Source organism: Sorangium sp. So ce834, from assembly GCF_051521425.1.
GTDB lineage: Bacteria > Myxococcota_A > Polyangia > Polyangiales > Polyangiaceae > Sorangium > Sorangium cellulosum_D.
On sequence record NZ_CP150351.1, the window covers coordinates 646,185 to 669,161 of the forward strand.

Below are 22,977 nucleotides of genomic sequence, written 5' to 3' on the forward strand. Positions count from 1 at the left end.
GATCCCTCGATCAGAGGCCATACCCGGCGGACAGCCCGAAGAAGAAGCCCGTGATGGAGAACCCGGCGTCGAGCCGCGTCTGCAGCTGCTTGATCGGCTTGTACCGGAAGCTCACCTGCGGGAACGAGATCCACGGGAACACCGACGGCTTCGAGCCCCCGTTGACCCAGCTCGGCTCGCTGTAATCGCCGTAATGGTTGTTGGAGCCGTCGCAGTAGGCGCCGCCCGGGCCGCCCACGCCGGAGCACTTTCTCCACGCGCTCACGTCGTCGGGGCTCGGGTTCGACCCCGGGGCGCCCGGGTATGCCTGGGCGCGGTGGAGGTCGCCGAACACAAGGCCGATCCCGACGCCGCCGCCGACGAGGAGCGAGAAGCGGCCCTTGTCGTCGATCGGGACGTCGAAGAGGAGATCGCTCGTGAAATAGAGGAGCTTCATGTCGCTCGACACCATCTCCCAGGCGAACTGGTCGTCGTTCTTCCCCTTGAAGAGGAAGGGATCCATCGAGTAGTCGGCGTAGGACAGCCCGAGATCGATCTCGAGCCCGTTCTTGCGCGAGGTGAACTCCGGGCCGATCATGAAGACGTTCACCGTCGCGCCGCCGTCGGCGAACAGGTTGATCATGAACTTCGGGACGATGACGTTCCGGAGCCGGAGGCCGATGAACTTGTGGGCCTTGCCGTCCTTCTCGAACGGGCTGTTGTCGTCCGCGGCCTCGGGCGGCGCATCCGGCACATCGTCCTTGGCGGGCGCCTTGTCGTCCTTGGCCTGCTCGTCCTTGGCCTGCTCGTCCGCTGCGACGGCGTCGTCCGGGGTGCTGCCGCCCCCGTCCTTCGGCTGCGCGCGGGCCGTCCCGGCGAAGCACACGGCGCCGAGCAACGCGGCGAGCGCAGCGGCCCTGGCAGGCACCCCGACCGCGAGCTGCCGACCCATCTTCAAGTGGTACATTGAGGTCACCTAGCGATGCGTAAGGTCAAGGCCGGACCCGGGCACGCACGGAACGGACGCGCCGAGGCCAAGCTCCGGTTCTCCGGGCGCCCCGGTGCACCGGGTACCAGCCGAGGGGAGGGTACACGAGACGCCGCGCCGTGTGACGCCTGCGGACCGCCCAAGGCAGAGCTTTTTCCACCAGGGAGTGCCCGAGCGCGCTCGCTCGCGCCCTGGCCTCGGCGGTCGTACGATACCGGCGCTGGCGGCGCCGCGGCGCCGGCGCACCCGGCGTGCGAAGCGCGTCGGTCCGAGGTTGCGTACGGCAAAATAATCCGCAATAGACGGAAAGGATGATCCTGCATCAGTCTCAGGTCGAGCAGACGGTCGACCGCGATGAGCGGGACAGGTTCATCAAGGAGCTCGTGGTGGTGCGGGTCCGCAGCACGGCGGTCGAGGTCGCGCCGGCGAGCCGCGGGATCGAGGGGGCGCGCGCGCCGGGCGGGGAAGACCCGGGGGTCGACCGGGAGCCGGTGGTGCACGACGTGCCGCTCGCGATGATCCGGAAGCGCAGCGCGCGGCTGCGGAGCACGGTGGCGAGCGTGCTGCTGATCCACGGGTACGGCCAGAACCGGTACATCTGGCACCTGCCGTCGCGCAGCTTCTCGAACTACCTGGCGCGGGCGGGCTTCGACGTCTTCAACCTCGACCTGCGCGGGCACGGGCGGTCGCGGCACCTCGGCGCGCGGCGGCCGGGTCACGTGACGGATTTCGTCCGCGAGGACGTGCCGGCGGCGATCGAGGAGGTCCGGCGCATCTCGGGCCCGCGGCCGGTGTACCTGATCGGGCACTCGCTCGGGGGGCTCATCAGCTACGCGACGGCGCCGACGATGGGCGACGCGGTCGGCGGGATCGTCACCCTCGGGAGCCCTTATCTGTTCACGCACGGGTCGCGGGTGCTCGAGCTGGTCGGCCGGCTGATGCTGACGGTCGATCAGCGGGTCCCGCTCGGGCAGGGGGCGCTGCCGCTGTCGGCGTGGGGGGAGCCGTTCCGGTTCGTGCGCGCGTTCATCGAGAGCCCGATCTTCCCGCTGCCGATCCGCGGGTTCGTCCCGGGCTCGATGGAGACTCGCGTGCTCACGCAGCACATGTCGCTCGCCATGGACAGCGGCAGCATCACGGTGCTGCGGAACATGTTCTTGGACGCGGCGGCGTCGCGGAAGAGCGGCCACCACATGGGGAGCCTCTTCGGCTACGCCGAGCGCTTCGAGCACCTGGACCTGCCGCTGCTCGTCGTCGCGGGCACGCTCGACGACCTCGCGCCGCCGGCGTCCGTGAAGCCGGCCTACAATTTCAGCCGGTCCTCGGACAAAACGTACCGCGAGTTCCCGCGCGGACACCTCGACATCGTGGTCGGGAGGGACGCGCCGCTCACGGTGTGGCCGCTCATCGAGGCCTGGCTGAAGACGCGGGTCCGGCGCGCGGCGGCGCGGGAGCGGGAGCGGCTGAGCGCGTAGGCCGCCGCGGGCGCGGCGCCACCCGGGGAGATCGCCGCGCCGTTGCGCGCGACTCCTCTGCTTCTGCGCCGTTGCGCGCGACTCCTCTGCTTCTGCGCCGTTGCGCGCGGCTCCTTTGCTTCTGCGCCGGTGCGCGCGGCTCCTTTGCTATCGTGGCCGCATGGATATCGAGCTCCGGCAGATGACGGCCGAGCAGCAGGCCGAGTTCTCCCAGCCCATCCTCACCGCGTTCGGCATGGCCGCGAGCCCCGACCGCCTCCAGAGCGCGAAGCGCCTCCCGGAGCTCACGTCGCGCATCGGCGCCTACGACGGCGCGTCGGTCGTCGGGGCCGCCGGCTCGTACTCGCTCACGATGACCGCCCCGGGCGGCGCCGTGCCGGTCGCCGGGCTCACCATGGTCGCGGTGAACCCGACGCACCGCCGCCGCGGCATCCTCACGCGCCTCATCCGCCGGCACCTCGACGACGCGCGGGCCGAGGGGCGGCCGATCTCCTCGCTCTGGGCCACGGAGGGCGGCATCTATGGTCGCTTCGGCTACGGCATCGCGTCCCAGGCGTGCTCCATCTCGATCGAGCGGGATCGCGCCGCGTTCCGCCACGAGGCGGGCGCAGAGGGGCGGGCGCGGCTGCTCGACGAGGCGGCGGCGATCGAGGCGTTCGCGCCGATCTGGGAGCGCGCCCGGGCGTTCGCCCCCGGGATGCTCGCGCGCTCGAAGGTGTGGTGGCAGGTCCGCCGGCTGGCCGACAACGACTTCACCCGCCAGGGGGGCGGCCCGCTCCAGCGCGTCGTCATCGAGGTCGACGGGCGCGCGGAGGCGTACGCGCTCTACTGCGTGCACCACAAGTGGGACGCTTCCAGCATCCCGGTCGGCTCGGTCCGCGTGATCGAGGCGATCGGCGCGACGCCGCTCGGGACCCGGCTCGTCTGGCGCTACCTCTTCGATCTCGACCTGGCGCAGCGGATCGAGGCGAGCCTCCTGCCGCCGGATCACCCGCTCGGCCTGCTCCTCGTCGAGCCGCGGCGCCTGCGCCTCACGGCGAGCGACGGGATCTGGGTGCGCATCGTGGACGTCGAGGCCGCGCTCGCGGCGCGCGCCTACGGCAGCGCCGAGGCGCTCACGCTCGAGATCTCCGACCGCGATTGCCCCTGGAACGCCGGCCGGTTCCGGCTCGACGGCGGCGAGCGGCGCGCGGCGCGGACCAGCGCGGCGCCGGACCTCCGCCTCGACGTCGCGGCGCTCGGCTCGGCGTACCTCGGCGGCGTCTCGTTCCGGTGCCTCGCCGACGCCGGCCAGGTCGATGCGCTCTCCGAGGGCGCCGTCGAGCGCGCGGATCGGCTGTTCCGCGCCGCGCGCGCGCCGTGGTGCCCCGAGATCTTCTGAGGGCCCGCCCCCGATGACGCTCCCGCTCCGCGGCGTCTACGCGGTGACCCCGACGCGCCGCCGCCGCTTCCTGTGGGCCGCCTGGTGGACGGCCGAGCCCGCGCGCGAGCCGTTCCGCCCGCCGGACGCGAGCCAGGGCGGCGCGCGGACCGTGGAGGAGGCGAGGGCGCAGGCCGAGCGCGCCGCCGGGCGCCCGCTCGTCGAGATCGAGCCGGCGTGGGCGACGGCCTGGACGCGCGTCCTGCGCGGCGAGCCCCCGTGGCCCAAGCCGCGCGCGCGGCGGGAGGCGCCCCCGCCGCCTGCGTCCGGGCCGTCGCGGCGCGCCCCGTCGCGGCCCGCGTCTGCGCGCGGCGTGTCGCCGTTCGCGGTGCTCGGCCTCTCGGAGGCAGCCGGCGCGGCCGAGGTCCGCCGGGCGTTCCGCCGGCTCGCGCTGGTCACGCACCCCGATCGCGGCGGCGACGCCGGCGAGTTCATGCGCGTCAAGTGGGCCCACGACGAGGCCATGTCCAGGATCTCACGCCCGAAGCGCCGGGCGTAGCACCGCGGGGCAGAGCGCCCGCCAGCGGGTGGAGCTAGCGTTTCACCGCCTCCGCGGCCTTCCCCGCCTCGTCGAGGAGGGGCGCGTACTCGCGCGCGAGGAGGGGGTTGTCGCGGAGCGCCCGCTCGAGCGCGGACGCGGCGCGCAAGGAGAGCTCCCGGCGCGGCGCTTGCTCGGGCTCCGCCTTCGCCTTCAGCAGGAGCAGCGCGCCCTGCTCGGCGCTCGCCGCGGGGAGGGCCGGGTCGATGGCCAGCGCGCGATCGATCATCGCGAGCCCCGCCTCGACCTCCGCGCGCGCGTCGAGGAAGCTCGGCGCGGCCGAGGTCGCGCGCAGCCGGTGGACCTCGGCCACGGCGCCGAAGATCCGCGCGTTCCGGTCGCTCGACTCGAGGGCCCGGAGCAGCGCGCGCTCCGCGGCGTCGAGCGGCGGCGCCGGGCTCCGGCCCCGGGACGCGAACCACCGCGCCGCGAGCAGGTCGACCTGGCCGAGCGCGAGGAGCGCCCCCGCGCTCCCCGGCTTCGCGGAGAGGACGCGCTCGACCGCGCCCCGCGCCGCGCGGAGCTCGGCCGCCGGATCCTCCCCGCGGTCGAGCGCCCACCGCGCCGCCTCGAGGCGCGCGAGGCCGGCCCCCTGCTGCGCCTCGAGATCCCCCGGGCGGAGGCGCATCACCGCGCCGTACCCGTCGAGCGACCGCGCGAGCGAGACCTCCGGGCTCACGCCGGCGAGCCGCTCGTACCGGCCCTGGATCAGGTAGGCGAGGGCCAGGGCGCCGTGGGCCGGATGGCTGTCCGGGCGCAGCCGGAGCGCCGCCTCGAGGTTGTCCTTGGCGAGCTCGAGCGACTCCTCGGGCGGCGTCCCGTGGTCGAGCTCGTACTGCGCCCGCTGCGCGTAGAACCAGCCCTGGTTGAGGTGCAGCGGCGCGTCGTACGGCGCGATCTCGATCGCCCGCTCCGTGTGCGACGCGCTGAGCTCGAAGAGGGGGAGGGGATCGGCGCCGCGGGACGCGCTGTCCTCGGCCATCATGCCGTAGGCGATGCCGGCGTCGTTCCACGCCCAGAAGGAGCTCGGGTCGAGCGCGAGCGACCGCTCCATGCTCTCGACCGCGCGCCCGAGCGAGGGCCGCACGTCGAGCCCGAGGGAGCTCTCGTGGGACGCGAGCAGGAAGATGCTCGCCCCCATGGCGCCGTGCGCGGTCGCGTCCGACGGGTCGCCCCGGACCGCCTGCTCGCTCTCGGCGATCGCCTGCACGAGGTCCGGCCGCGGATCCGCGCCGCGCGCGAGGTCGCGCCTCGCCCGGTGCACGAGGGCCCAGGCCTTCTTCGCGTGGGCGCCGCTCGCGCGCGGGTTCGCGCGGAGCGCCTTGTCGCAGCGGGCGATGATCTGCGCGAAGAGCTCGTCGGCGCCGCCGCCGCGCTGCGCCTCGATCAGCATGATCTCGCTCAGGGCGCGCGCGGCCGCCTCGTGGACGTCGGGATCGCTCTCGGCCATCTCCGCCGCGACCTCGTACGAGGCGACGGCGTCCCGGAACTCGGCGAGCGCCGCGTCGGGCTCCCCGAGGTCGCGCGCCGCCGCACCCTTCGCGAGCAGGATGTCGCCCTCGAGCATCTTCGCCTCGTACTCCCAGGGCGAACGCGCGAACGCGCGCCGCGCGTCGGCGAGCGCCTCGTCGAAGCGCCCCTCGTAGAGCTCGATGAGCGCCGCGGTGTACGAGGACGGCTCCGCGGCCGATCGCGCGCTGTCCCTGAGGTGCTTGAGCGCCGGGAGCCTGTGCCGCTCCTCGAGCTCGAGCTGCTGCGCGGACCGCTCCCCCTTGTCGGCGAGGCGCCGCGCCCGGTCGAGCCCTTTTCTGTAGAGCATCCCGTGCACGAGGCCCGCCGCGAGCTTCGCCTCCCGCGCGGCGTAGCCGCTCGCGAGCGCCGCCTCGAGGTGCGAGAGCGCCTCCTCGGGCTCGTGCAGCGCGAGGTGCCCGCGCCCGAGCGCGTAGTGGCCCGGGCCCTCGACGAGCTCGCCACCGGCGTCGCGCATGGCCTGCATCTTCCGGTCGATCTCGCCCATGCGCGCGCGGATGACCTCCTTCTCCCGCGACACCTCGTGGAGGGGGAGCGCGTACGCGTAGCGCATGAAGAGCTCCATCTCCTTCACGTCCTGCCCGAAGCCCTGGGCCAGCGACGCCATGTGCGCCGAGCGCTCGGCCTGGCGCGCGGCGGCGAGCTTCGCGCGCAGGGCGACGGCGCCCGAGAGGGCGAGCACGAGGAGGGCCGCCGCGGCCGCCGAGACCGCGAGCTTGTGCTTCTGCGCCCGCTTCAGGGCGCGGTAAACGAGGCTCGCGGGCCGCGCGTCGATCGGCTCGCCCTCGAGGTAGCGCCCGAGATCGAGGGCGAGCATCGTCGCGGAGTCGTACCGCCGCTGGGGCTCCTTCTCGAGGCACTTCATCACGATGGTCTCGAGATCGAGCGGGATCCGCCTGTCGATCTGGCGCACCGGCACGGGCGGCTCGCTCGCCACCCGGGCGACGAGGCTCGTCACCGACGGGTCGACGAACGGCGGGCGCCCGGCGAGGATCTCGTAGAGCGTGGCGCCGAGGGAGTAGACGTCGGTGCGGCGGTCGAGCTGGCGCTGGCCGCCGGACACCTGCTCGGGCGCCATGTACGCCGGCGTCCCCTCGCCGCTGGTCGTCGCCCGGCCGTCCGCGGCGATGTCCCGCGCGAGCCCGAAATCGAGGAGGTAGGGGCGGAAGGCGCCGTCGGCCGTCCGCTCGACCAGGATGTTCGCCGGCTTGATGTCGCGGTGGATCAGCCCGAGACGGTGGGCGGCGTGGAGGCCGTCCGCCACGTCGGCCACGATCTTCACCCGCTGCTCGAGCGACATCTGCTGCGCCACGCGGTGGAGCGGCTGGCCGTCGATGTACTGCATGGCGATGAACGGCTGACCCTGCGCCTCGCCGACCTCGTACACCTTGCAGACGTTCGGGTGCTCGACCCGGGCCTGGGCCTGCGCTTCCCAGATGAAGCGCTGGGCGAGATCCGGGTCGTTGCCCCGGATGAGCTTGAGCGCCACGTACCGCTGGAGCCGCGGGTCCTTGGCCTTGTAGACCGTGCCCATGCCGCCCCTGCCGATGAGCGATACGCACTCGTAGCGGTCCCAGTCGCGGATCGGAAACCGGCTCGGCACGCGCGACGACGGCGGATCGACGCACGCGAACACGGTGTCCTGCGTGGCGCCGGAGCCTCCCGGCGCCGCGGAGCGCGACGGCCCGCTCTCGGGCGCGAGCGGGACGGGCCTCGACGTGGGCTCCGGGGCCGCCGGACGCGCGACCTTCGCGCTCTCCGGGCTCGCTCTCCCCGCTCGGCTCATGAACCGGACCCTCTTCAACATCGAAGGCGGCGCCCCCCGGGCTCTGGGCGCAGATCCCGCCCGAGGGGGGTCGCGACGACCGCGCGCGAGCCGCTGCACGATTCATAGCTCATCGCCCGCGAGCGCACCGACATGAACCTTCGCATCCGCACCTGCCTCGGCAGCTCCCAGCGCGATGGCCTCGACTCGCCATCTCCCGAACGCCTGGTCGCCAGCCAGTGAGCGTCTCGCCTGGGGCGTGAGCTACGAGCGATGTCGTTACAGAACTGTCGTGCAACGGTAAGCCGTAGTTTATGTCCATGTCAATACCCGGGCGGCCCGAGCCACGGTATCGTGCCGTGGTTCAGGACGGCGCCGAGGGTGCGATGCTGGCCGCGGGGCGATGTCCGCGCGGCGTGCGCGCGGGTGCGGGGGGCGCGCTGCTCAGGGCGGACGCAGAAAATTGACGCGCGCGACAACGTCCGTGGCGACCTTTGGTGAGGCGCGCGACGTGACGCCGGGGTGGGTCCAGATGCGATGCTGCGGATGGGCCCGCTTCCGGGGCGCTCAATACTTGACGGTGCAGCCGAACGCCTCGGTCTCTTTCGTGGAGACCGGCTTTCCGGCGGTGAGGTCGGCGAGCGCCGCGTCGACGTAGTTGGTGACCTGCTCGTCCGGCTCGGGCTCACCGCCCTTCGTGCTGTCGATGGCGCCCGCGTAGACGAGCGTGCCCTGCGGGTCGATGACGTACATATGCGGTGTGCGCTGTGCGCCGTACGCGCGCCCGACATCGCCCTTCTCGTCGATGAGGAGCGGGTAGCTCATCCCGAGCTCCTGCGTTGCTTTCACGTTCTCTTCCCGGGTGGTGCCCTGCTTGCCCGGAGCGCCCGAGTTGATGGCGAGCCACACGACGCCCTTCTGGATGTGCTGCGCCGGCACGCCCTTCAGGCCGCCCTTCCTGTGGGAGAGCTGCACGAACGGGCAACCGGGGTTGAACCACTCGAGCACGACCGTCTTGCCCTTGTAGTCGGCCAGCTTGACGGGCTTTCCGTCGAGGTCCGGCAGCGTGAAATCGGGCGCGGGCTGGCCGATCTTCGCCTGGGTCGCCGGCGCCTGGGCCGCCTTCGCCTCGGCGGGCTTGGCCTCGGCGGCCTTGGCGGGCTGCGCCGCCGCGGCGCCGTTCGCCGCCGGCGCGCTGGGCTCGCCGGGCTGGGTGCACGCCGCGAGCGCCGCGGCGAGGAAGGTCAGGGGAATGAGCTTGTTCATGCCGAGACGCTTACCACGCCCCGCGATGAGCGCATGCGTCAGGGGAACTCCGGCCAGCGATCTCCGGTCGCCCACCGGTACCGCAGGCCGAGCTGCCCGAGATCCGCGCCCAGCAAGCCGAGCCGATCGGGCGTCGCCGCCACCACCATCGCCGTCCCCACCGCGTCCAGGTGGTGTGTCAGCGCGATGGCCAGCACCGGGCCGACGCGCACGATGACGCTGCCGCGGCCGGGGTTGCCGATCACCTCGGCGGCGGCGCCGAACCGGAGCTCGCCGAACTTGTCCATTTCCCCCATGAACCCGAGCCGCGCGCGGTAGAGGTATGGCGGCTTCATCACCGTGTGGAGCGCCTCCTCGTAGAGGTAGAACCCCTCGGGCGCGCCGAGCACGGCGTAGCCCGTGGCCACGCCGAACAGGCTGCCTCCGAGCAGGGGTATCGAGCCCGACACCTCGATCTCCCCAGCGACATAGCGCGACAGGGGACCTTGCATGAGCTCGGTCTCCCTGCGCGTGTACGACGCCCGAGGCTCGAGGAAATACTGGCTCGTCGAGAAGGCGTATCGGGCGCCGCCGCGGAGCTCCACGCTGGGCAGCGCCGCGCGGAGGCCGACGTACTCCGCGCCGCCGCTCGGCGACACGCTCGCGTAGCCCTCGATCCCGAGCCAGGACCAGTGCGGCTTGCCGTAGCCGAGCGCGAGGCTCGGCCGGTAATAGATGACGCCGAGCTCCAGCACCGCGGAGACGAACGGGCGCGCGCCCGCGCTCCGCGCCCAGTACGAGCGCTTCTGGAGCAGGTCGACCCCCGAGGGCACCGGCGGCGCATCGGCGGCGGGCGGCGGCAGGTCGGCCGGGTCCTGGGCGCGGGCCGCGGCGGGGGCGAGCGCGGCGAGCGCCGCGGCGGCGGCGAGCGTGCGGCGCAGCGCCATCGCTAGAACCTGCCCAGCAGGTACCCGCCGAGCGGCGCGGGCACGAAGCGGATCGAGACGCCGTCCCCGCGCGGCGCGCGGCCCGACGTCGAGGCCGGGGCGCCGCCGCGGTAGTGCAGGAGCCACGGGAGCCCGAGGCCCGTCAGGGTGCCGATGGCCGCGCCGGTGAGCGCGTCGGTCGTGAAATGCTGGTCCGAGACGACCCGCAGCGTCGCCACGGCGGCCGCGGTGCCGAGCGACGCGGCGCACGCGAGCGCGTCGGGCGCGCCGCCGCCGTACAGGGGCAGGTGCGCGTGGTGCGAGCACACCAGCCCCGCCGCCGTGAACGCCGTCGAGCTGTGGCCGCTGAAGAAGCTCCGGTAGCGCTTGCTCCCCCGGCAGTCGTGGTCCTGCTGCTGCTCGGGCCCGGTGCACCCGGCGCGGTAGGGGCGCTCGCGGCTCGTGAGCCCCGCGACGACGCCGTTCAGCGCCGCGTTGAACGCGAGCGCCTCGATGTCGATCATCGCGATCTCCCACGCGACGCTGCCGCGCCCGTGCCCCCACCAGGTCACCAGCAGGGCGTCCACCGCGAGGTGGTTGGTCATGAGCGTGAGCAGGAGATCGCTCGCGTCCCGCGCCATCTCGCGCTGGCGATCGCTCTGGATGCGCAGCGCCTCTCGCGCCGAGCCGTCGAAGCCGTTCACGGTCGTCCACCGGCCCTCCGAGGGCGGGATGGCCAGCGTCCCGAAGGCGGTCGCGGCCAGGAGGCCCGTGGCCACGTACTCGCTCACGCGGAAGCGCGGCCAGCGCGGGTCCCACGCGACCTCGCGCCGCGCGCGCTCCGGCGGCGCCGCGGTCCACGCGGCCGGCGGCGCCGCGGTCCACGCGGCCGGCGGCGCCGCGCTGGGCGGCGCCGGGGCCGGCTCGGCCTGCGCCGCCGCCGCGCCGAGCATCGCTGCCGCGGCGAGCGCGCCGGAGGCGGACCGTAGGGCAGCGGTGCACCTCAAGGGGCGGACCGCGCGATCAGAAGTCGGGGTGGCCGATGACGAGGAACTCCAGCGGCCCGGCGCCCGCGTTGCGCAGCCCGTGGTGCACGTTCTTGTCGACGTGCATCATCTGGCCGGGGCCGAGCGGCACCTCGCGGTCGCCGACGATGCCGAGCGCCTTGCCGGAAAGAATGTAGATGGTCTCGCTGGTCTCGGTATGGAGCTCGCGCGAGATCTCGCAGCCGGGGTCCATCCTGCCCTTGTAGAAGCCGAAGGCCTGCCCGAGCCCCTTCCCCAGCAGCTGCGCGAAGAAGACGCCTCTGTTGGGCAAATACTCGGTGGCGTCTTCGTCGGCCGCGGTCAGCACCACGGCCCCGTCGATTTGCTGCCTCATGGCGATCCTCCTCCTCGGCGAGTGAAGCTGCTGGAGAATCCATCAGTTACAGAAGCGTGCGGCGTCCTGTCAACGGCGCCCCTCGGCGAGGATCGCGATGGTGACGATGGCATTTCAGAACGGCAACACCACGGTCGCGGCGGCGCGGAGCTCGTAGCTGAACGACATCGTCTTCAGCCCCTTCGGCGGCAGCTCGACGCGGCCGCGGAGGAAGCCGTCCTCCTCGTCGAGCGTCCAGCCGGGGGCCTCCCCGAGCGCGATCTCGACGTCGGCCACCTCGCTGACCGGGATCCGCTCGGTGACCAGCACCCGCTTCACGTCGCTGGAGAGGTTGGAGAGCGAGAGCTTCACGCGCCGGCGGATCTTGCGGCTGCCGGTGATCGCCGAGGTGTCCTGCTCCTCGTCCACGGTGCGCCGCACGCGCACCGCGTCATCCACGCCGAAGCCGAGCTCGAACGGCGCCCCGGCGCCGACGAAATCGAGCCGGGCGCGGCCGATGAGGCTGCCGCCGCGCGCGACCTTCACCGGGCCCGCGAGCAGCGGGCGCGACCGCCCGCCGGCGCCGCCGCCGTCCAGCGTCACGGTCGCGCGCAGGTGCGCCGCGGGGTGGGCCTCGGGGTACAGCACGAGCGCGAGCTCGGCCGGCAGCGAGCGCCGCGCGATCTCGATGCGCGTCGGGCGGCCGTCGGAGGGCAGGGTCACCGGCTCCGCCGCCTCGAAGATCAGCGGCTCGCCCCCGTCGTCCACGCCCGGCATCTCGTCGACCGCCCGCGCCCCGCGGCCGAGCCCGGCCGTGGCGATGGCCTGGTCGCGCGCCTCGACGACGACGCGGCGGCGGTCGATCTCCGCCCTGCGCCGCGCGCGGAGGACGTCGTCCGCGAGCAGCGGCGCCTCGGCGCTCCGCGACGGCCGCGCGGTCGAGAAGCGCGCGGTGACGTTCTCCCAGGCCTCGCCCGTCGCCTGCCACGCCGCGGCCCAGGTGGTGAGCTCGACCGCGCCGCCGGCGCCCTGCACGCCGGCGCCGCCCGCGCCCGCGGCGGCCGCGGCGGCGCCCGCGCCCGCGGGGGGAGCCGAGAGCCGCGCCAGGTGCTCGGGGCGCCAGATCGCGCACGCGACGCGGTACGTCAGCTCGATCTCGACGGGCTGCGGCGCGGGCGCGTGCACCTCGACCTCGACCACCGCCTCGAAGCGCGGCTGCTCGATCGACCCCTCGCGCAGCCGCGCCGCGGCGCGCCGGGCGTCGTCCTCGGCGTGCGCCCGCGCCGCGCGCGCGTCGGCCGACGCGCCGAGCGCCTCGGCCAGCGCCGCGTGCAGGGCCTCGACGCCGGCGCGCCACGAGGCGAGGCGCGCCGGCTCGCTGGCGTCCTTCGGGACCTCGCTCATCGCCTGCGCCCACTTCGCGAGCAGCTGGTCGAGGTGCGCCTCGCGGCGGGACGCCCGGTCCCGCGCGCGCTCGGCGGCGCCGGCCCGGCGGGACGCCTCGCGCTGCTCGCGCTCCAGCGCGTCGATCGCCTCGCGCCCGAGCGCCGCCTCCCGGTGCGCCCTCCACCGCACGCGCGCCGCCGTCACCCGGACCGCGCCCTCGGCGCCCGCGCCCGCGACGCGCGCCTGCACGGTGCGCTCGTCGACGAACACCGACACCCCGCCGATCGCGATCCACTGCGCTCCGGCCCCGACCTCGACGCGCGCGGCGCGCACGACCTCGGCGCGATCCTCGAACAGCGTCACCACGCGCGCGGCGCTCGGGTGAGGCGCCCGCTCGGCGGCGCTCGCGCCGCCCTCGACCCCGCCGCCGGCGTCCCCGTCGCCGGCGCTCCGCTCCGCCCGGTCCGAACCGCTCGCACTCGTTGCCGTCGCCATGGTGCGCCAATTTCTCCTGTTATTCTCGACGGTTGCCGCCGACGATCTCGTTCTTGGAGGAGAGCACCACGCGGTAGGTGAAGGCGACCGAGGCCTTGCCGCCGGGCGCGATCGGCACGCGCCAGCGCAGCCCGCCGCGCACGGGCTCGCCGAGATCCTCCTGGGTGTACGGCTCGGCCCTCGGCTGCGACGAGACCAGCTTGATCTCGACGTCCTTGTCGTCGGTGACCGGGATGCGGTCGAGGACCTCGACCTCGACGCCGACGCCGAGCGACGAGGAGAGGTCGATGGTGATCGCGTGCTCGACCGAGAGCGAGCCGCCGAGCAGGCCGGCGCTCGACTCGTCGACGCGGGCGTTCCTCGCGACCCGGATCCGCTCCTCGACGCCGAGGCCGGCGCGGAGGAGGCCGCCCCGATCGACGTGCCCGAGCGAGGACTGCGCGGCGAGGGCGCCGTCGACGAAGATCTCGACCGGCCCGGCGAGCAGCGGGGCGTCGAACGGGTTCTCGACGCGCGCCTCGCGGTAGACCTCGGCGGCCTCGCGCGGCGCGGCGACGAACCGCGGCGTCGCCGGGGCGCGCGCGGCGCTCAGCGCGACGCGGTGGAGCCTGCCGTTCGACGGCACGTCGGCGGCGCTCTCGCCCGCGTAGAGGTGGTCGAACTGCCCGCGCGAGTCGCGCGGGTCCACGGCTCGGGGCGGCGGTCCGAGGTCGTCGATCGCCATCTGCGCCCGCCGCGCGGCGCGCCTCGACGGCCCCGGCTCGTCGCGCGCGAGCCGACCGCGCTGCGGGCCCGTCCCGGGGAGGTGCAGCGCGTCGAAGTCGAGCCACCCTTCGACCTGCGCGGGCTCGACCGGCGCCGGGGCCGCGCCGGCGCCTTCGAGCGCGTCGCCGTGGTCGAGCAGCTCGTCGGCCGGACCGGTCCAGCGCTCGACGCTCGCGTCGTGGGCGAAGGCGGCCATGGGCGCCTCGGGCGCGCTCGCCTGGAGCGCCTGCGGCGGGGGCGGGCCGCCGTAGCCGCCGCCGAACGAGGGGAGCGACAGCCCGCGCGACTTGCGCGCCGGCGCGGCGAGCGGCATCGGCGCGGCGGCCGGCGCCGGCATCGGGGCCGCGGTGCGCTCCCGCCGCAGCGGCGGCGGGGCGGCTCCGGCGCGAGGAGGCGGCGGCAGCGCGGCCCCGCCGGCTGGAGGCGCCATCCTGGCCATCGCCTCTCGCAGCCCGTCGCTGGCCTGGCCCGGCGCGGCCCGGCTCAGCGTGGGCTCGTCGTCGTCGGGCGCGGGGGGCGGGAGCTCCGCCGGGGCGGCCGTGGGCCGCGCGGCCGGCGGGGGGAGGGCGGCGACGAAGCGGTCGAACCCCTCGAACATGGCGTCGAGGCCCTCCGGCGCGGGGCGGTAGCCGCGGCGCGGGGGGCGCTGCGCGCGGCTCAGCCGGAGCGAGGCGAGCTCCGGCAGCCGCGTGTCCTGCACGAGGTCGGCCGTGGCGAGCGCGACGCGCACGCCCTTCCAGTCCTCGCCGGACGCCTGCGCGACGAGGGCGTCGAGCTGCAGCGCGACCTCGGTCGCGCCGCGCGAGAACCGCGCCGCGTAGGCGGGCCACCACCGCGCGGCGCCGACCGCGTACTCGAGCCGGAGCGCCGGATCGCCGCCCGACCCGTCGCGCGCCGGCGCGAGCCGCACGACCACGTCGAGGCGCGCCGGCGCGCGCTCCTCGAGCTCGCCGCTGGTCGCCTGGGCGGCGTCGAGCTGCGCGGCGAGGAGCTCCTTGCGGGCGCGCTCGAGCTCGTCCTCGAGCGCGGCGAGGCGGGCGTCGAGCGCGGCGAGCTCGCCCGAGAGCAGGCCGCTCACCGCGAGGGCGTCGCGGATCCGGGCCGCCGGGTCGCCCGGCCGGAAGCGCCGCGCGAGCTCCGGGTGGAGCGCGACGGCCCCGAGCTGGTCGCGCCAGCGGCGGAGGTGGTCGTGCTCGGCCGACAGGCGCTCGATCGCGAGCTCGAGCGCGCGGAGCTCTGCCGAGAGCGCGCCCCGCGAGACGGGCGCCGGGGGCACGGCGAGCCGCGCGCGCACGCCGACGACCTCGCGCGGCGCGGCCGCCGCCGTGTCCGGCGGGCCGCCCGCGGCCGCCACGAGCGCGCGGAAGCTCCCCGGCTCGGCGAGGGGCGTGACCCCCGGCACCGAGATCTCGAGCGCCCCGCGGGGCAGGGGCGCCGCGAGCTCGACGCGGCGGGTGACGATCGCCCCGCGCGCGTACACGACGACCGCCTCGATACGGCTAGCGCACTCGATCTTCTCCGCCGTCATCCGTTCGTCCCTCGCCCGCGAACGTTGTCTGGAGGCGCGACGGTATCACGCCGCGCCCGGCGCCCGATAGCGGGCTATCTCCTCGTGTCGAGGAAGCTGAACCCCGGGAGCGCGTCGATGCCGTACGCGCGGAGCGCGAGCGCGTCGAGGCGGTGGAAATCGCGCTGCCGGAAGGAGCCGCGGAGATCGCCGATCAGCTCCTCGGGGACGCTCGCCGGCGGAGGCAGGCGGATCCGCCGCAGGTACTGGGCCTGGAAGCGCAGGTATCCGCCGCGCATCTTGACCGCGTACGACCACACGAAGAAGAGGGCGACCCTGGAGCTGAGCAGGCCGCCGAGCGCCTCCATGTCCCAGGCCTCCGACGTGACGAAGTAGAGGTTGTGGTGCGGGAGGAACCTGCCCTCCTCGTAGGCCACCTCGTTGGATCCTGCGATGTCGGGGATGAGGAGCTTCGGGGCGGAGGCGAGCTCGGGGACCACGCGATCGATCGTGCGAAACCAGCTCGCGGCGCTCCTCTGGGCGATGTAGCGTTTCCTGATCTCGGCCTCGTGGGCGCGCAGGTATCCGGCGAGCTTCGGGTATTGTTCCAGATTGACCACCTTGCCGTCGTCGCCGAACGTGTTGATGACGAACCGCCCGGCGTCCCGGACGCGGCCGCCGTCGAGCTGGTCTCGGAGGACGAGCGGCACGAGGCGGTCGCGCTCGATATCGACCTCGTCGCCGACGATGTAGATCCTGTCGTTTCCGGTGGCGACGCCGATGCCGACGCGGGTCCCGCCCACCTCCTCGATCGGCGCGAACCGCGCCTCGAGGGCGCGCAGGGCCTCGAGGTGCTCCGGCGAGCTGAGCACCCATGGGTCGTCCCCCTCGAACCAGGAGGGGTACTCCGACACGGCGACGCCGCCGCGCTCCGGCGCGCCCCGCAGGGCCGCGGACGCGGCCTCGCACTCCTCCGGAGAGGCGGTGCGCAGCGTCGCGACCGGGACGCTCCCTGTCTTGCCGGGCGACACGGCGAATATCGACGGATAGGCGACGACGTCCGACTCGAACGGGGAGGCGCGGTGCAGGTCGACATAGCACTGCACCCGGAACCACCTCGAGAGCATGCGGCGGAGCGGGGCGCCGTACCGGTTGAGGGTCCACCGGTCGGCGCAGATGAAGGAGAGGACCCCGCCGGGCGCGAGGAGATCGAGGCCGCGCTCGATGAACGCGACGTAGAGATCGGCGCGGTCGTAGAGCGACCTGTACCGCTGGCGATACTCCTCCTGCAGCTCGGGCGAGAGCTGCTCGATCCGGACGTAGGGCGGGTTTCCTACCACCGCGTCGAAGCGGCGGCCCTGGCTGGTGAGCAGGAAGTCGCCGTGGGCGATCCAGGCCTCCGCGAGGCGCTCCGCGTCGCCGTGGGGCAGCCCGAGCCGGGCGAGCGCGCCGGCGACGGCGAGGCGGGAGCGGTCGACGTGATCGCGCGCGATGTCGTACGACCGGATCGCGGACGCGATTTGCAAGAGGTCGCGGTCGTGGCGGCGCGCCGACTGGATCAGCCGCTCGGCGGCCGGGACGAGGAACGCGCCGTGGCCGCAGGCGGGCTCGAGCAGCGAAAGCGACGCGAGATCCCGGTCCGCCGTGTAGCCCGCGAGATCGAGGATGAGATTGACGACGTGGGGCTTGGTCAGCACCACGCCGTGGGTCTCGCCCGACGAGCGCTCGCCGTAGTCGTAGGCGCTCGGCGGGAGCATGACCGTCAGATCGAGGGCTGTCTGCATGGGCGCCGCGAGGAGATGCTAGCCGCGATCGGCGCCCTCCGGCGACGCCCGCCGCGCTCGCCGCGCTCGCCGCGCTGCGCCGGCGCCGAAGGCCGCGGCCGCCTGCCGCGCGCCGAGCCACCGCCCCGCCGGCGCGCGGCCCGCGAGGGCGTTTCTCCGCGATCGGGGGAGACGCGGATCGCGTTTCACGGGGCGTCGCCATTGAATAGGGTAGAGTCGCCCGCATGGCCTTCCCCCTGTGTCTCTGTTCCGGCGATCGCGCCGCGGTGAGCGCCGCCTGCGAGGGCGCCGCGCCGCCGCCGGCCGCCGCGCTCGGGCCAGGCCGCCGGCCCCTCGAGGTGGCCGCGTGATCCTCGGCATCGGCATCGACGTCTGCGGCATCGGACGCATGGAGGAGGCGCTCGCGCGGTGGGGGGATCGGTTCTGGGAGCGCGTGCTGTCCGAGCCCGAGCGGCGCTCGCTCGCGCACCGTGTCGACCGGGCGACCGCGCTCGCGGGCCGCTTCGCCGCGAAGGAGGCGGTGGTGAAGGCGCTGGCCGGGGCCCCGGGGGTCGGCTGGCACCACCTGGAGGTCCGCGGCGCGCCGCGCACGCCGCCGACGATGGCGCTCCACGGCCCGGCGCGCGCGCTCGCGGATCGCCTGGGCGTCACGCGGGTGCACCTGTCGATCACGCACGACGCCGGGGTGGCGGCGGCGGTGGTGATCCTGGAAGGGGACGGCGAAGGCCGATCCCCGACGACGGATGACGAGGGCGGCGAAGGCCGATCCCCGACGACGGATGACGAGGGCGGCGAGAGCCGATCCGCGACGACGAATGACGAGGGCGGCGAGAGCCGATCCCACCTGGACGACGAAGGGAAAGAGCGCTCGTGATTCCGGTCCTCTCGCGCGCGCAGATGCGCGCCTTCGACAAGCACGCGATCCACCATTGCCACGTCCCCGGCGTGGTCCTCATGGAGAACGCGGGCCGCGGCGCCGCCGACGTGATCTCGGCCATCATCGAGGCGCGCAGCGCCGCGCCGTCCGGCGCCGCCGCGCTCTCCGGCCACGCCGCGCTCTCCGGCCACGCCGCGCGCCTCGGCCACGCCGCGCGCCCTGCGCCGCCGCCGCACCTGGCCGCGCCCGCCAAGGCGCTCTGGCCCGCGACGCTGGCCTCCGGCGGCGGCCCTCGCTCCGGGAGCGTCCCGCCGCCGCCGAACGGCCGCCGCGACGCCGACGACGCCCGCGCCGCGCGGGTCCGCGCGTTCCCGGTGCGGCACGTCCCGAGCCCCGGCCAGCCCGCGACGTACCCGCTCCACGCCCGCGTCGTCGTCGTCTGCGGCGCCGGCAACAACGGCGGCGACGGCTTCGTCGTGGCGCGCCACCTCGTCGCCCGCGGCGCGGAGGTCCAGGTCTTCCTGGCGGCCCCGTCCGAGAAGGTCACCGGCGACAGCCGCATCAACCACGACGCGTACGTCGATCTCGGCGGCGCGCTGACCGAGCTCCCCCCGGGCGCGCCGCTCGCCCCGCTCGAGGCCGCGCTCGCGGAGGCCGATCTCGTGGTCGACGCCCTCTTCGGCACGGGCCTCGACCGCCCGATCGAGGGGCACCTCGCCGACGTCATCGGCGTCCTCAACACGGCGACCTGCCTCTGCATCGCGCTCGACGTGCCCTCGGGCCTCGACGCCGACAGCGGCGCGCCGCTCGGCGCCGCGGTGCAGGCCGACGAGACCGTCACGTTCGGCCACCTCAAGATCGGCCTGCTCACGCCCGAGGGCGCGCGGCTCGCCGGCAACGTCCACGTGGTCGATCTCGGCGTCCCGGACCGGCCGATCCTCGCCGAGGTGGGCCACGTCGCGGAGGTCATCCGCAAGGAGACGGTCGGCGCGTCGTTGCGCCCGCGCGAGGCGAGCGTCTACAAGCACCAGGCGGGCAACGTGCTCGTGATCGCCGGGTCGTCCGGCAAGCTCGGCGCCGCGCTGCTGACGGCGCGCGCGGCGATGCGCACGGGCGCGGGGCTCGTGACGATCTGCACCTGGGCCGACGCCGCGCCCGCGATGGAGTCGCGCGTCGTGGAGCTGATGACGACCTCGATCGATCCGGAGCGCATCGCCGCGTCGCTCGACGGCGCGCTCGCCGGGCGGCGTGCGGTCGCGATCGGCCCTGGCCTCGGCCTCGACGAGCGGGCGCGGGCCGCGGTGGATCACGTCGTGCTCGGCTGGGACGGCCTGAAGGTCGTCGACGCGGACGCCCTGACGCACTTCGCCGGCCGCCCCGAGGCGCTCGCGACCGCGCGCGGGCGCCTCATCCTGACGCCGCACTCCGGCGAGCTCGGCCGGCTGCTGGGCCGGAGCGCGCGGGCCGTCGAGGAGGACCGCTTCGGCGCCGTGCGCGAGGCGGTGGCCTGCACCGGGGCGATCGTCCTGCTGAAGGGGGCGCGCACGGTCATCGCGCTCCCGGACGGCCGCATGTTCATCTGCATGGCGGGCAACCCGGCGCTCGCCACCGCCGGATCGGGCGACGTCCTGACCGGCATGATCGCGGCGCTCCTGTGCTCGATGGAGCCTTCCGCCGCCGCGAGCGCGGGGGTGTTGATCCACGCGCTCGCCGGGGACGTGTGGCGCGCGCAGACGGGCAGCGATCGGGGGCTGCTCGCGAGCGAGATCGCGGAGCTCGTGCCCGGCCTGATCGCGGCCCTGGCCGCCGGCGGCGATCCGCTGTCCGGTCAGATCTAAACAAAAGCCCCCGCGGGCGCGTCCGCCGGGCCGGCGCGCCCCGCGGGCCTCTTCGCCACTCTGACGGGCCGCGGCGACCTGCTGTCGATTTGACACGCGCCCGCGTGCCTCCGCCCGCGCCATCCAGCGCCTTTCGCGCCCTTCGCGCGATCCCCTCGGTGGCACCTGCCTTGCCAGCGCTCATCGCAGGAGGTCCCGCCATGCTCGTCCACCCCGCCCATGCCCCCGCCCGGTCCCCGAATCCAGCGCCGCTGTCGCCCGGCGTGACACGCGCGGTCGGGCGCGGGCCGTCGCTCGGCGCGGCCCGGACGGCGCCGGGCGCGGGCGCGCGGGCGGCCGTCGACGAGCTGCTCCGGGGCCTTGTCGAAATGACACCGGAGCTCTTCGGCCGCGCGCTGCGGCTCTCCCGATCGCCCGCGACGGCGGAGGACCTCGTGCAGGACACGGTGGAGCGCGCCATCCGGTTCGCGGGTAGTTACGAGCCCGGGACCAACCTGCGGGCGTGGGTGCACCAGATCCTCTTCAGCGTCTTCATCACGCGCTGCCGGCGCAGCCGCCGCGAGCGCAACGCCCTCGACGTGCTCGCGACCGACCCGTGCGCCTGGACCGCGCCGGAGCGCCGCGCCGACATGCACGCCCTGTCGCCCGGCGTGCGGCGCGCGCTCGCGACGCTCCCGCCGAGCTTCCGCGACACCGTGGTGCTCGTGGACCTCGAGGAGCTTTCTTACAAGGACGCAGCGACGCAGCTGGGCGTCCCGGTCGGCACCGTCATGAGCCGCCTGCACCGCGGCCGGAAGCTGCTCGCCGAGGCGCTGCGCGGCGAGGCCCGAGGCCCGAAGATCGACCTGAAGACCGACGCGCCCACGGACGTGCAGGCCGCCGCGTGATCGGCGGTCGCGCCCTCCGCGCGCCCGGCTTGCCCCCCTGATCGGCGACCCCTACCATCGGCGTGCCACCGAGGAGGCGTTCCTCGCCAGGAGGCACCATGGCAACGACGGCGAAAGAGCCCCACGTCGTGATCGTCGGCGGAGGCTTCGGCGGCCTGAACGCGGCAAAGGCGCTTCGCAACGCCCCCGTCCGGGTCACGCTCATCGACAGGACCAATCACCACCTGTTCCAGCCGCTGCTCTACCAGGTGGCCACCGCCAGCCTCTCGCCGGCCGACATCGCGGTTCCGATCCGCTCGGTCCTGTCGCGCCAGCGCAACGTCCGGGTCCTGCTCGGCGAGGTCACGGGCGTCGATCTCGCCGGCCGGCGCATCACCGTCGACGCCGACACGATGAAGTACGATTACCTCATCCTCGCGGTCGGCGCGGCGAACAACTACTTTGGCCACGAGGAGTGGGCCCGCTTCGCGCCGGCGCTCAAGAACCTCGACGAGGCGCTCACCATCCGCGAGCGCATGCTGCTCGCCTTCGAGGCCGCCGAGCGCGAAACGGACCCCGCCGTGCGGCGGCGGCTGCTCACCTTCGTCGTCATCGGCGGCGGCGCCACGGGCGTCGAGATGGCCGGCGCCTTCGCCGAGCTCGCGCGCTACATCCTCGAGCGCGACTTCCGCTCCCTCGACGCCTCGCTCTCGCGCGTGCTGCTCGTCGAGATCGGCCAGCGCATCCTCCAGGCCTTCCCCGACAGCCTCTCGGCGAGCGCCGAGGAGCAGCTCACGTCGCTCGGGGTCGAGGTCATCAAGGGCCGCCGCTTCCGGACCATCGACGAGCAGGGGGTCGAGTTCGAGGACGGCGAGCGCCTCCCCGCCGCGACGGTCATCTGGGCGGCGGGGGTCCGCGGCACCCCGCTCGCGCGCGCCCTCGGGGTCGAGCTGGATCGCATCGGCCGCGTGAAGGTCGAGCCGGACTGCTCCCTGCCCGGGCACCCGCACGCCTTCGCGATCGGCGACATGGCCATGCTCCGCGACCGGAACGGCGTCGAGGTGCCCGGCCTCAGCCCCGCCGCGATCCAGGAGGGGCGCTTCGTCGCGCGCTGCATCCTCGGCGACCTCGCCGGCCGCCCGCGCGGGCAGTTCGCCTACCGGGACAAGGGGACGATGGCGACCATCGGCCGCTCGCGCGCCATCGCCAGGGTCGGGAGCCTGCAGATGTCCGGCTCGATCGCGTGGCTCGCCTGGCTGGGCGTCCACGTGCTCTTCCTCATCGGCTTCAAGAACCGCTTCGCCGTCATGTTCGCGTGGATGTGGCAGTACATCACCTTCAAGCGCGGCGCCCGGCTCATCACCGGCCACACCGCCCGCGCCGCGCTCCCCGCGGCGGCGCCCGCGGCCTCCCCCCCGGCGCCCCGCCCGTCGGCCAGGGGCGCGGTGGCGGACGCCGTCTCCGGCGGCGCCTGAGCGCCGTCCGCGCTCGCTTGCTTGACGCGCGGCCTCCACCATGGCGGATACGCCTCCAGTGAAGGCACGCAGAGCCCAGCCATCCGCGCGAGCGGCGACCGCCGAGCCGCCGCCGCCCCCGCCCCCGGCGAGCGAGCCGGGCGGGGACGACCTCGCGCTCGACGAATCCTCGGACCTCACGCCGGTCGTCGCCACCAACCTGAAGCGGTTCCGGGCCGAGCGCGGCCTGTCGCTCGAGCGCCTGGCGAAGGCGTCCGGGGTGAGCCGGGCGATGCTCGGGCAGATCGAGCTGGGCCAGAGCACGCCGACCATCAACGTCCTCTGGAAGATCGCGCGCGCCCTCGGGGTCCCGTTCTCGGCGCTGATGAGCCAGGCGGCCTCGCCCGTCACGACCGTCATGCAGGCCTCGCACGCGCGTATCCTGCGCTCGCGCAACGGCGACTTCTCCTCCCGGGCGCTCTTCCCGATGGACCGGCCGCGCAACGTGGAGTTCTACGAGCTCCGCCTCGCGCCGCGCTCCGTGGAGCACGCCGACGCGCACGCCCCCGGGACCTCGGAGAACCTGATCGTCACGGAGGGCTCGGTGGAGATCACCGTGGCCGGCGAGCGGCGCGTCCTCGAGACCGGCGACGCCATCCTGTTCGAGGCCGACAGCCCCCACAGCTACCGCAACCTGGGCGGCGCCGAGGCCGTCATGTACCTCGTCATGACTTACGGATCGCGCGGCTAGCCCCCTCCGTTTCCGGACCCCGGCCGCCT

Annotated in this window: 18 protein-coding genes; 9 read left to right on the forward strand and 9 right to left on the reverse strand. The window is 74.7% G+C overall.

The genetic code is table 11. The annotated features are described in order from the left end of the window. Positions 1 to 10: 10 nt before the first annotated feature. Positions 11 to 946: a hypothetical protein gene (locus WMF20_RS02395; protein WP_437610342.1), complete on the reverse strand. Its 936-nt coding sequence runs from the start codon at positions 944 to 946 to the stop codon at positions 11 to 13. Positions 947 to 1,278: 332 nt separating this feature from the next. Between WMF20_RS02395 and WMF20_RS02400 the strand changes: the two genes are divergently transcribed. From WMF20_RS02400 to WMF20_RS02410, 3 genes are all read left to right on the forward strand, one after another. Then, positions 1,279 to 2,442, forward strand: a complete 1,164-nt coding sequence (locus WMF20_RS02400) for an alpha/beta hydrolase (protein ID WP_129572830.1) — start codon at positions 1,279 to 1,281, stop codon at positions 2,440 to 2,442. Positions 2,443 to 2,602: 160 nt separating this feature from the next. Beyond that, positions 2,603 to 3,823 (forward strand): GNAT family N-acetyltransferase, encoded by a 1,221-nt coding sequence (locus WMF20_RS02405; RefSeq protein WP_437610345.1) that lies wholly within the window; start codon positions 2,603 to 2,605, stop codon positions 3,821 to 3,823. 13 nt (positions 3,824 to 3,836) lie between these two features. After that, positions 3,837 to 4,361 (forward strand): J domain-containing protein, encoded by a 525-nt coding sequence (locus WMF20_RS02410; protein WP_437610347.1) that lies wholly within the window; start codon positions 3,837 to 3,839, stop codon positions 4,359 to 4,361. A gap of 34 nt (positions 4,362 to 4,395) precedes the next feature. On the opposite strand, the gene WMF20_RS02415 is transcribed toward WMF20_RS02410, so the two are convergent. The 8 genes from WMF20_RS02415 to WMF20_RS02450 all read right to left on the reverse strand — a co-directional run bounded on the left by WMF20_RS02415 (position 4,396) and on the right by WMF20_RS02450 (position 17,162). Next, positions 4,396 to 7,716: a protein kinase domain-containing protein gene (locus WMF20_RS02415; RefSeq protein WP_437610349.1), complete on the reverse strand. Its 3,321-nt coding sequence runs from the start codon at positions 7,714 to 7,716 to the stop codon at positions 4,396 to 4,398. Positions 7,717 to 8,262: 546 nt separating this feature from the next. After that, the gene (locus WMF20_RS02420) at positions 8,263 to 8,961 is read right to left on the reverse strand and encodes a thioredoxin family protein (RefSeq protein ID WP_437610351.1); all 699 of its coding nucleotides are present in this window, start codon (positions 8,959 to 8,961) and stop codon (positions 8,263 to 8,265) included. A 38-nt stretch (positions 8,962 to 8,999) separates the two neighbouring features. Next, a complete protein-coding gene (locus tag WMF20_RS02425) occupies positions 9,000 to 9,887 on the reverse strand; it encodes a hypothetical protein (RefSeq protein WP_437610353.1) in 888 nt (295 codons plus the stop codon). 2 nt (positions 9,888 to 9,889) lie between these two features. Beyond that, complete coding sequence (locus WMF20_RS02430; RefSeq protein WP_437610355.1) at positions 9,890 to 10,873, reverse strand: phosphatase PAP2 family protein; 984 nt, start codon at positions 10,871 to 10,873, stop codon at positions 9,890 to 9,892. A gap of 16 nt (positions 10,874 to 10,889) precedes the next feature. Next, the gene (locus WMF20_RS02435) at positions 10,890 to 11,246 is read right to left on the reverse strand and encodes a cupin domain-containing protein (protein ID WP_129572836.1); all 357 of its coding nucleotides are present in this window, start codon (positions 11,244 to 11,246) and stop codon (positions 10,890 to 10,892) included. Positions 11,247 to 11,360: 114 nt separating this feature from the next. Then, on the reverse strand, positions 11,361 to 13,106 hold the full coding sequence (locus WMF20_RS02440) for a DUF4139 domain-containing protein (RefSeq protein ID WP_437610357.1): 1,746 nt from the start codon (positions 13,104 to 13,106) through the stop codon (positions 11,361 to 11,363). A 19-nt stretch (positions 13,107 to 13,125) separates the two neighbouring features. Beyond that, a complete protein-coding gene (locus tag WMF20_RS02445) occupies positions 13,126 to 15,399 on the reverse strand; it encodes a DUF4139 domain-containing protein (RefSeq protein WP_437610359.1) in 2,274 nt (757 codons plus the stop codon). A 74-nt stretch (positions 15,400 to 15,473) separates the two neighbouring features. Further along, entirely contained in the window at positions 15,474 to 17,162 is a 1,689-nt protein-coding gene (locus WMF20_RS02450) for an Eco57I restriction-modification methylase domain-containing protein (protein WP_437610361.1), read from the reverse strand. A 224-nt stretch (positions 17,163 to 17,386) separates the two neighbouring features. Here WMF20_RS02450 and WMF20_RS02455 point away from each other — a divergent pair, with 224 nt between their 5' ends. From WMF20_RS02455 to WMF20_RS02480, 6 genes are all read left to right on the forward strand, one after another. Beyond that, complete coding sequence (locus WMF20_RS02455; protein ID WP_437610363.1) at positions 17,387 to 17,512, forward strand: hypothetical protein; 126 nt, start codon at positions 17,387 to 17,389, stop codon at positions 17,510 to 17,512. Then, positions 17,509 to 18,036 carry a holo-ACP synthase gene (locus WMF20_RS02460; protein ID WP_437610365.1) on the forward strand — a complete coding sequence of 176 codons (528 nt, stop codon included), beginning with the start codon at positions 17,509 to 17,511 and terminating at the stop codon, positions 18,034 to 18,036. The genes WMF20_RS02455 and WMF20_RS02460 overlap by 4 nt, the downstream gene beginning before the upstream one ends. After that, positions 18,033 to 19,877, forward strand: coding sequence for an NAD(P)H-hydrate dehydratase (locus WMF20_RS02465; RefSeq protein ID WP_437610367.1), 1,845 nt, complete (start codon positions 18,033 to 18,035; stop codon positions 19,875 to 19,877). Before WMF20_RS02460 ends, WMF20_RS02465 begins: the two co-directional genes overlap by 4 nt. 200 nt (positions 19,878 to 20,077) lie before the next feature. After that, positions 20,078 to 20,764: an RNA polymerase sigma factor gene (locus WMF20_RS02470; RefSeq protein ID WP_437610369.1), complete on the forward strand. Its 687-nt coding sequence runs from the start codon at positions 20,078 to 20,080 to the stop codon at positions 20,762 to 20,764. A gap of 98 nt (positions 20,765 to 20,862) precedes the next feature. Then, positions 20,863 to 22,218, forward strand: a complete 1,356-nt coding sequence (locus tag WMF20_RS02475) for an NAD(P)/FAD-dependent oxidoreductase (protein WP_129572843.1) — start codon at positions 20,863 to 20,865, stop codon at positions 22,216 to 22,218. A 58-nt stretch (positions 22,219 to 22,276) separates the two neighbouring features. Continuing rightward, on the forward strand, positions 22,277 to 22,948 hold the full coding sequence (locus WMF20_RS02480; protein WP_437610371.1) for a helix-turn-helix domain-containing protein: 672 nt from the start codon (positions 22,277 to 22,279) through the stop codon (positions 22,946 to 22,948). Positions 22,949 to 22,977 lie beyond the last annotated feature (29 nt).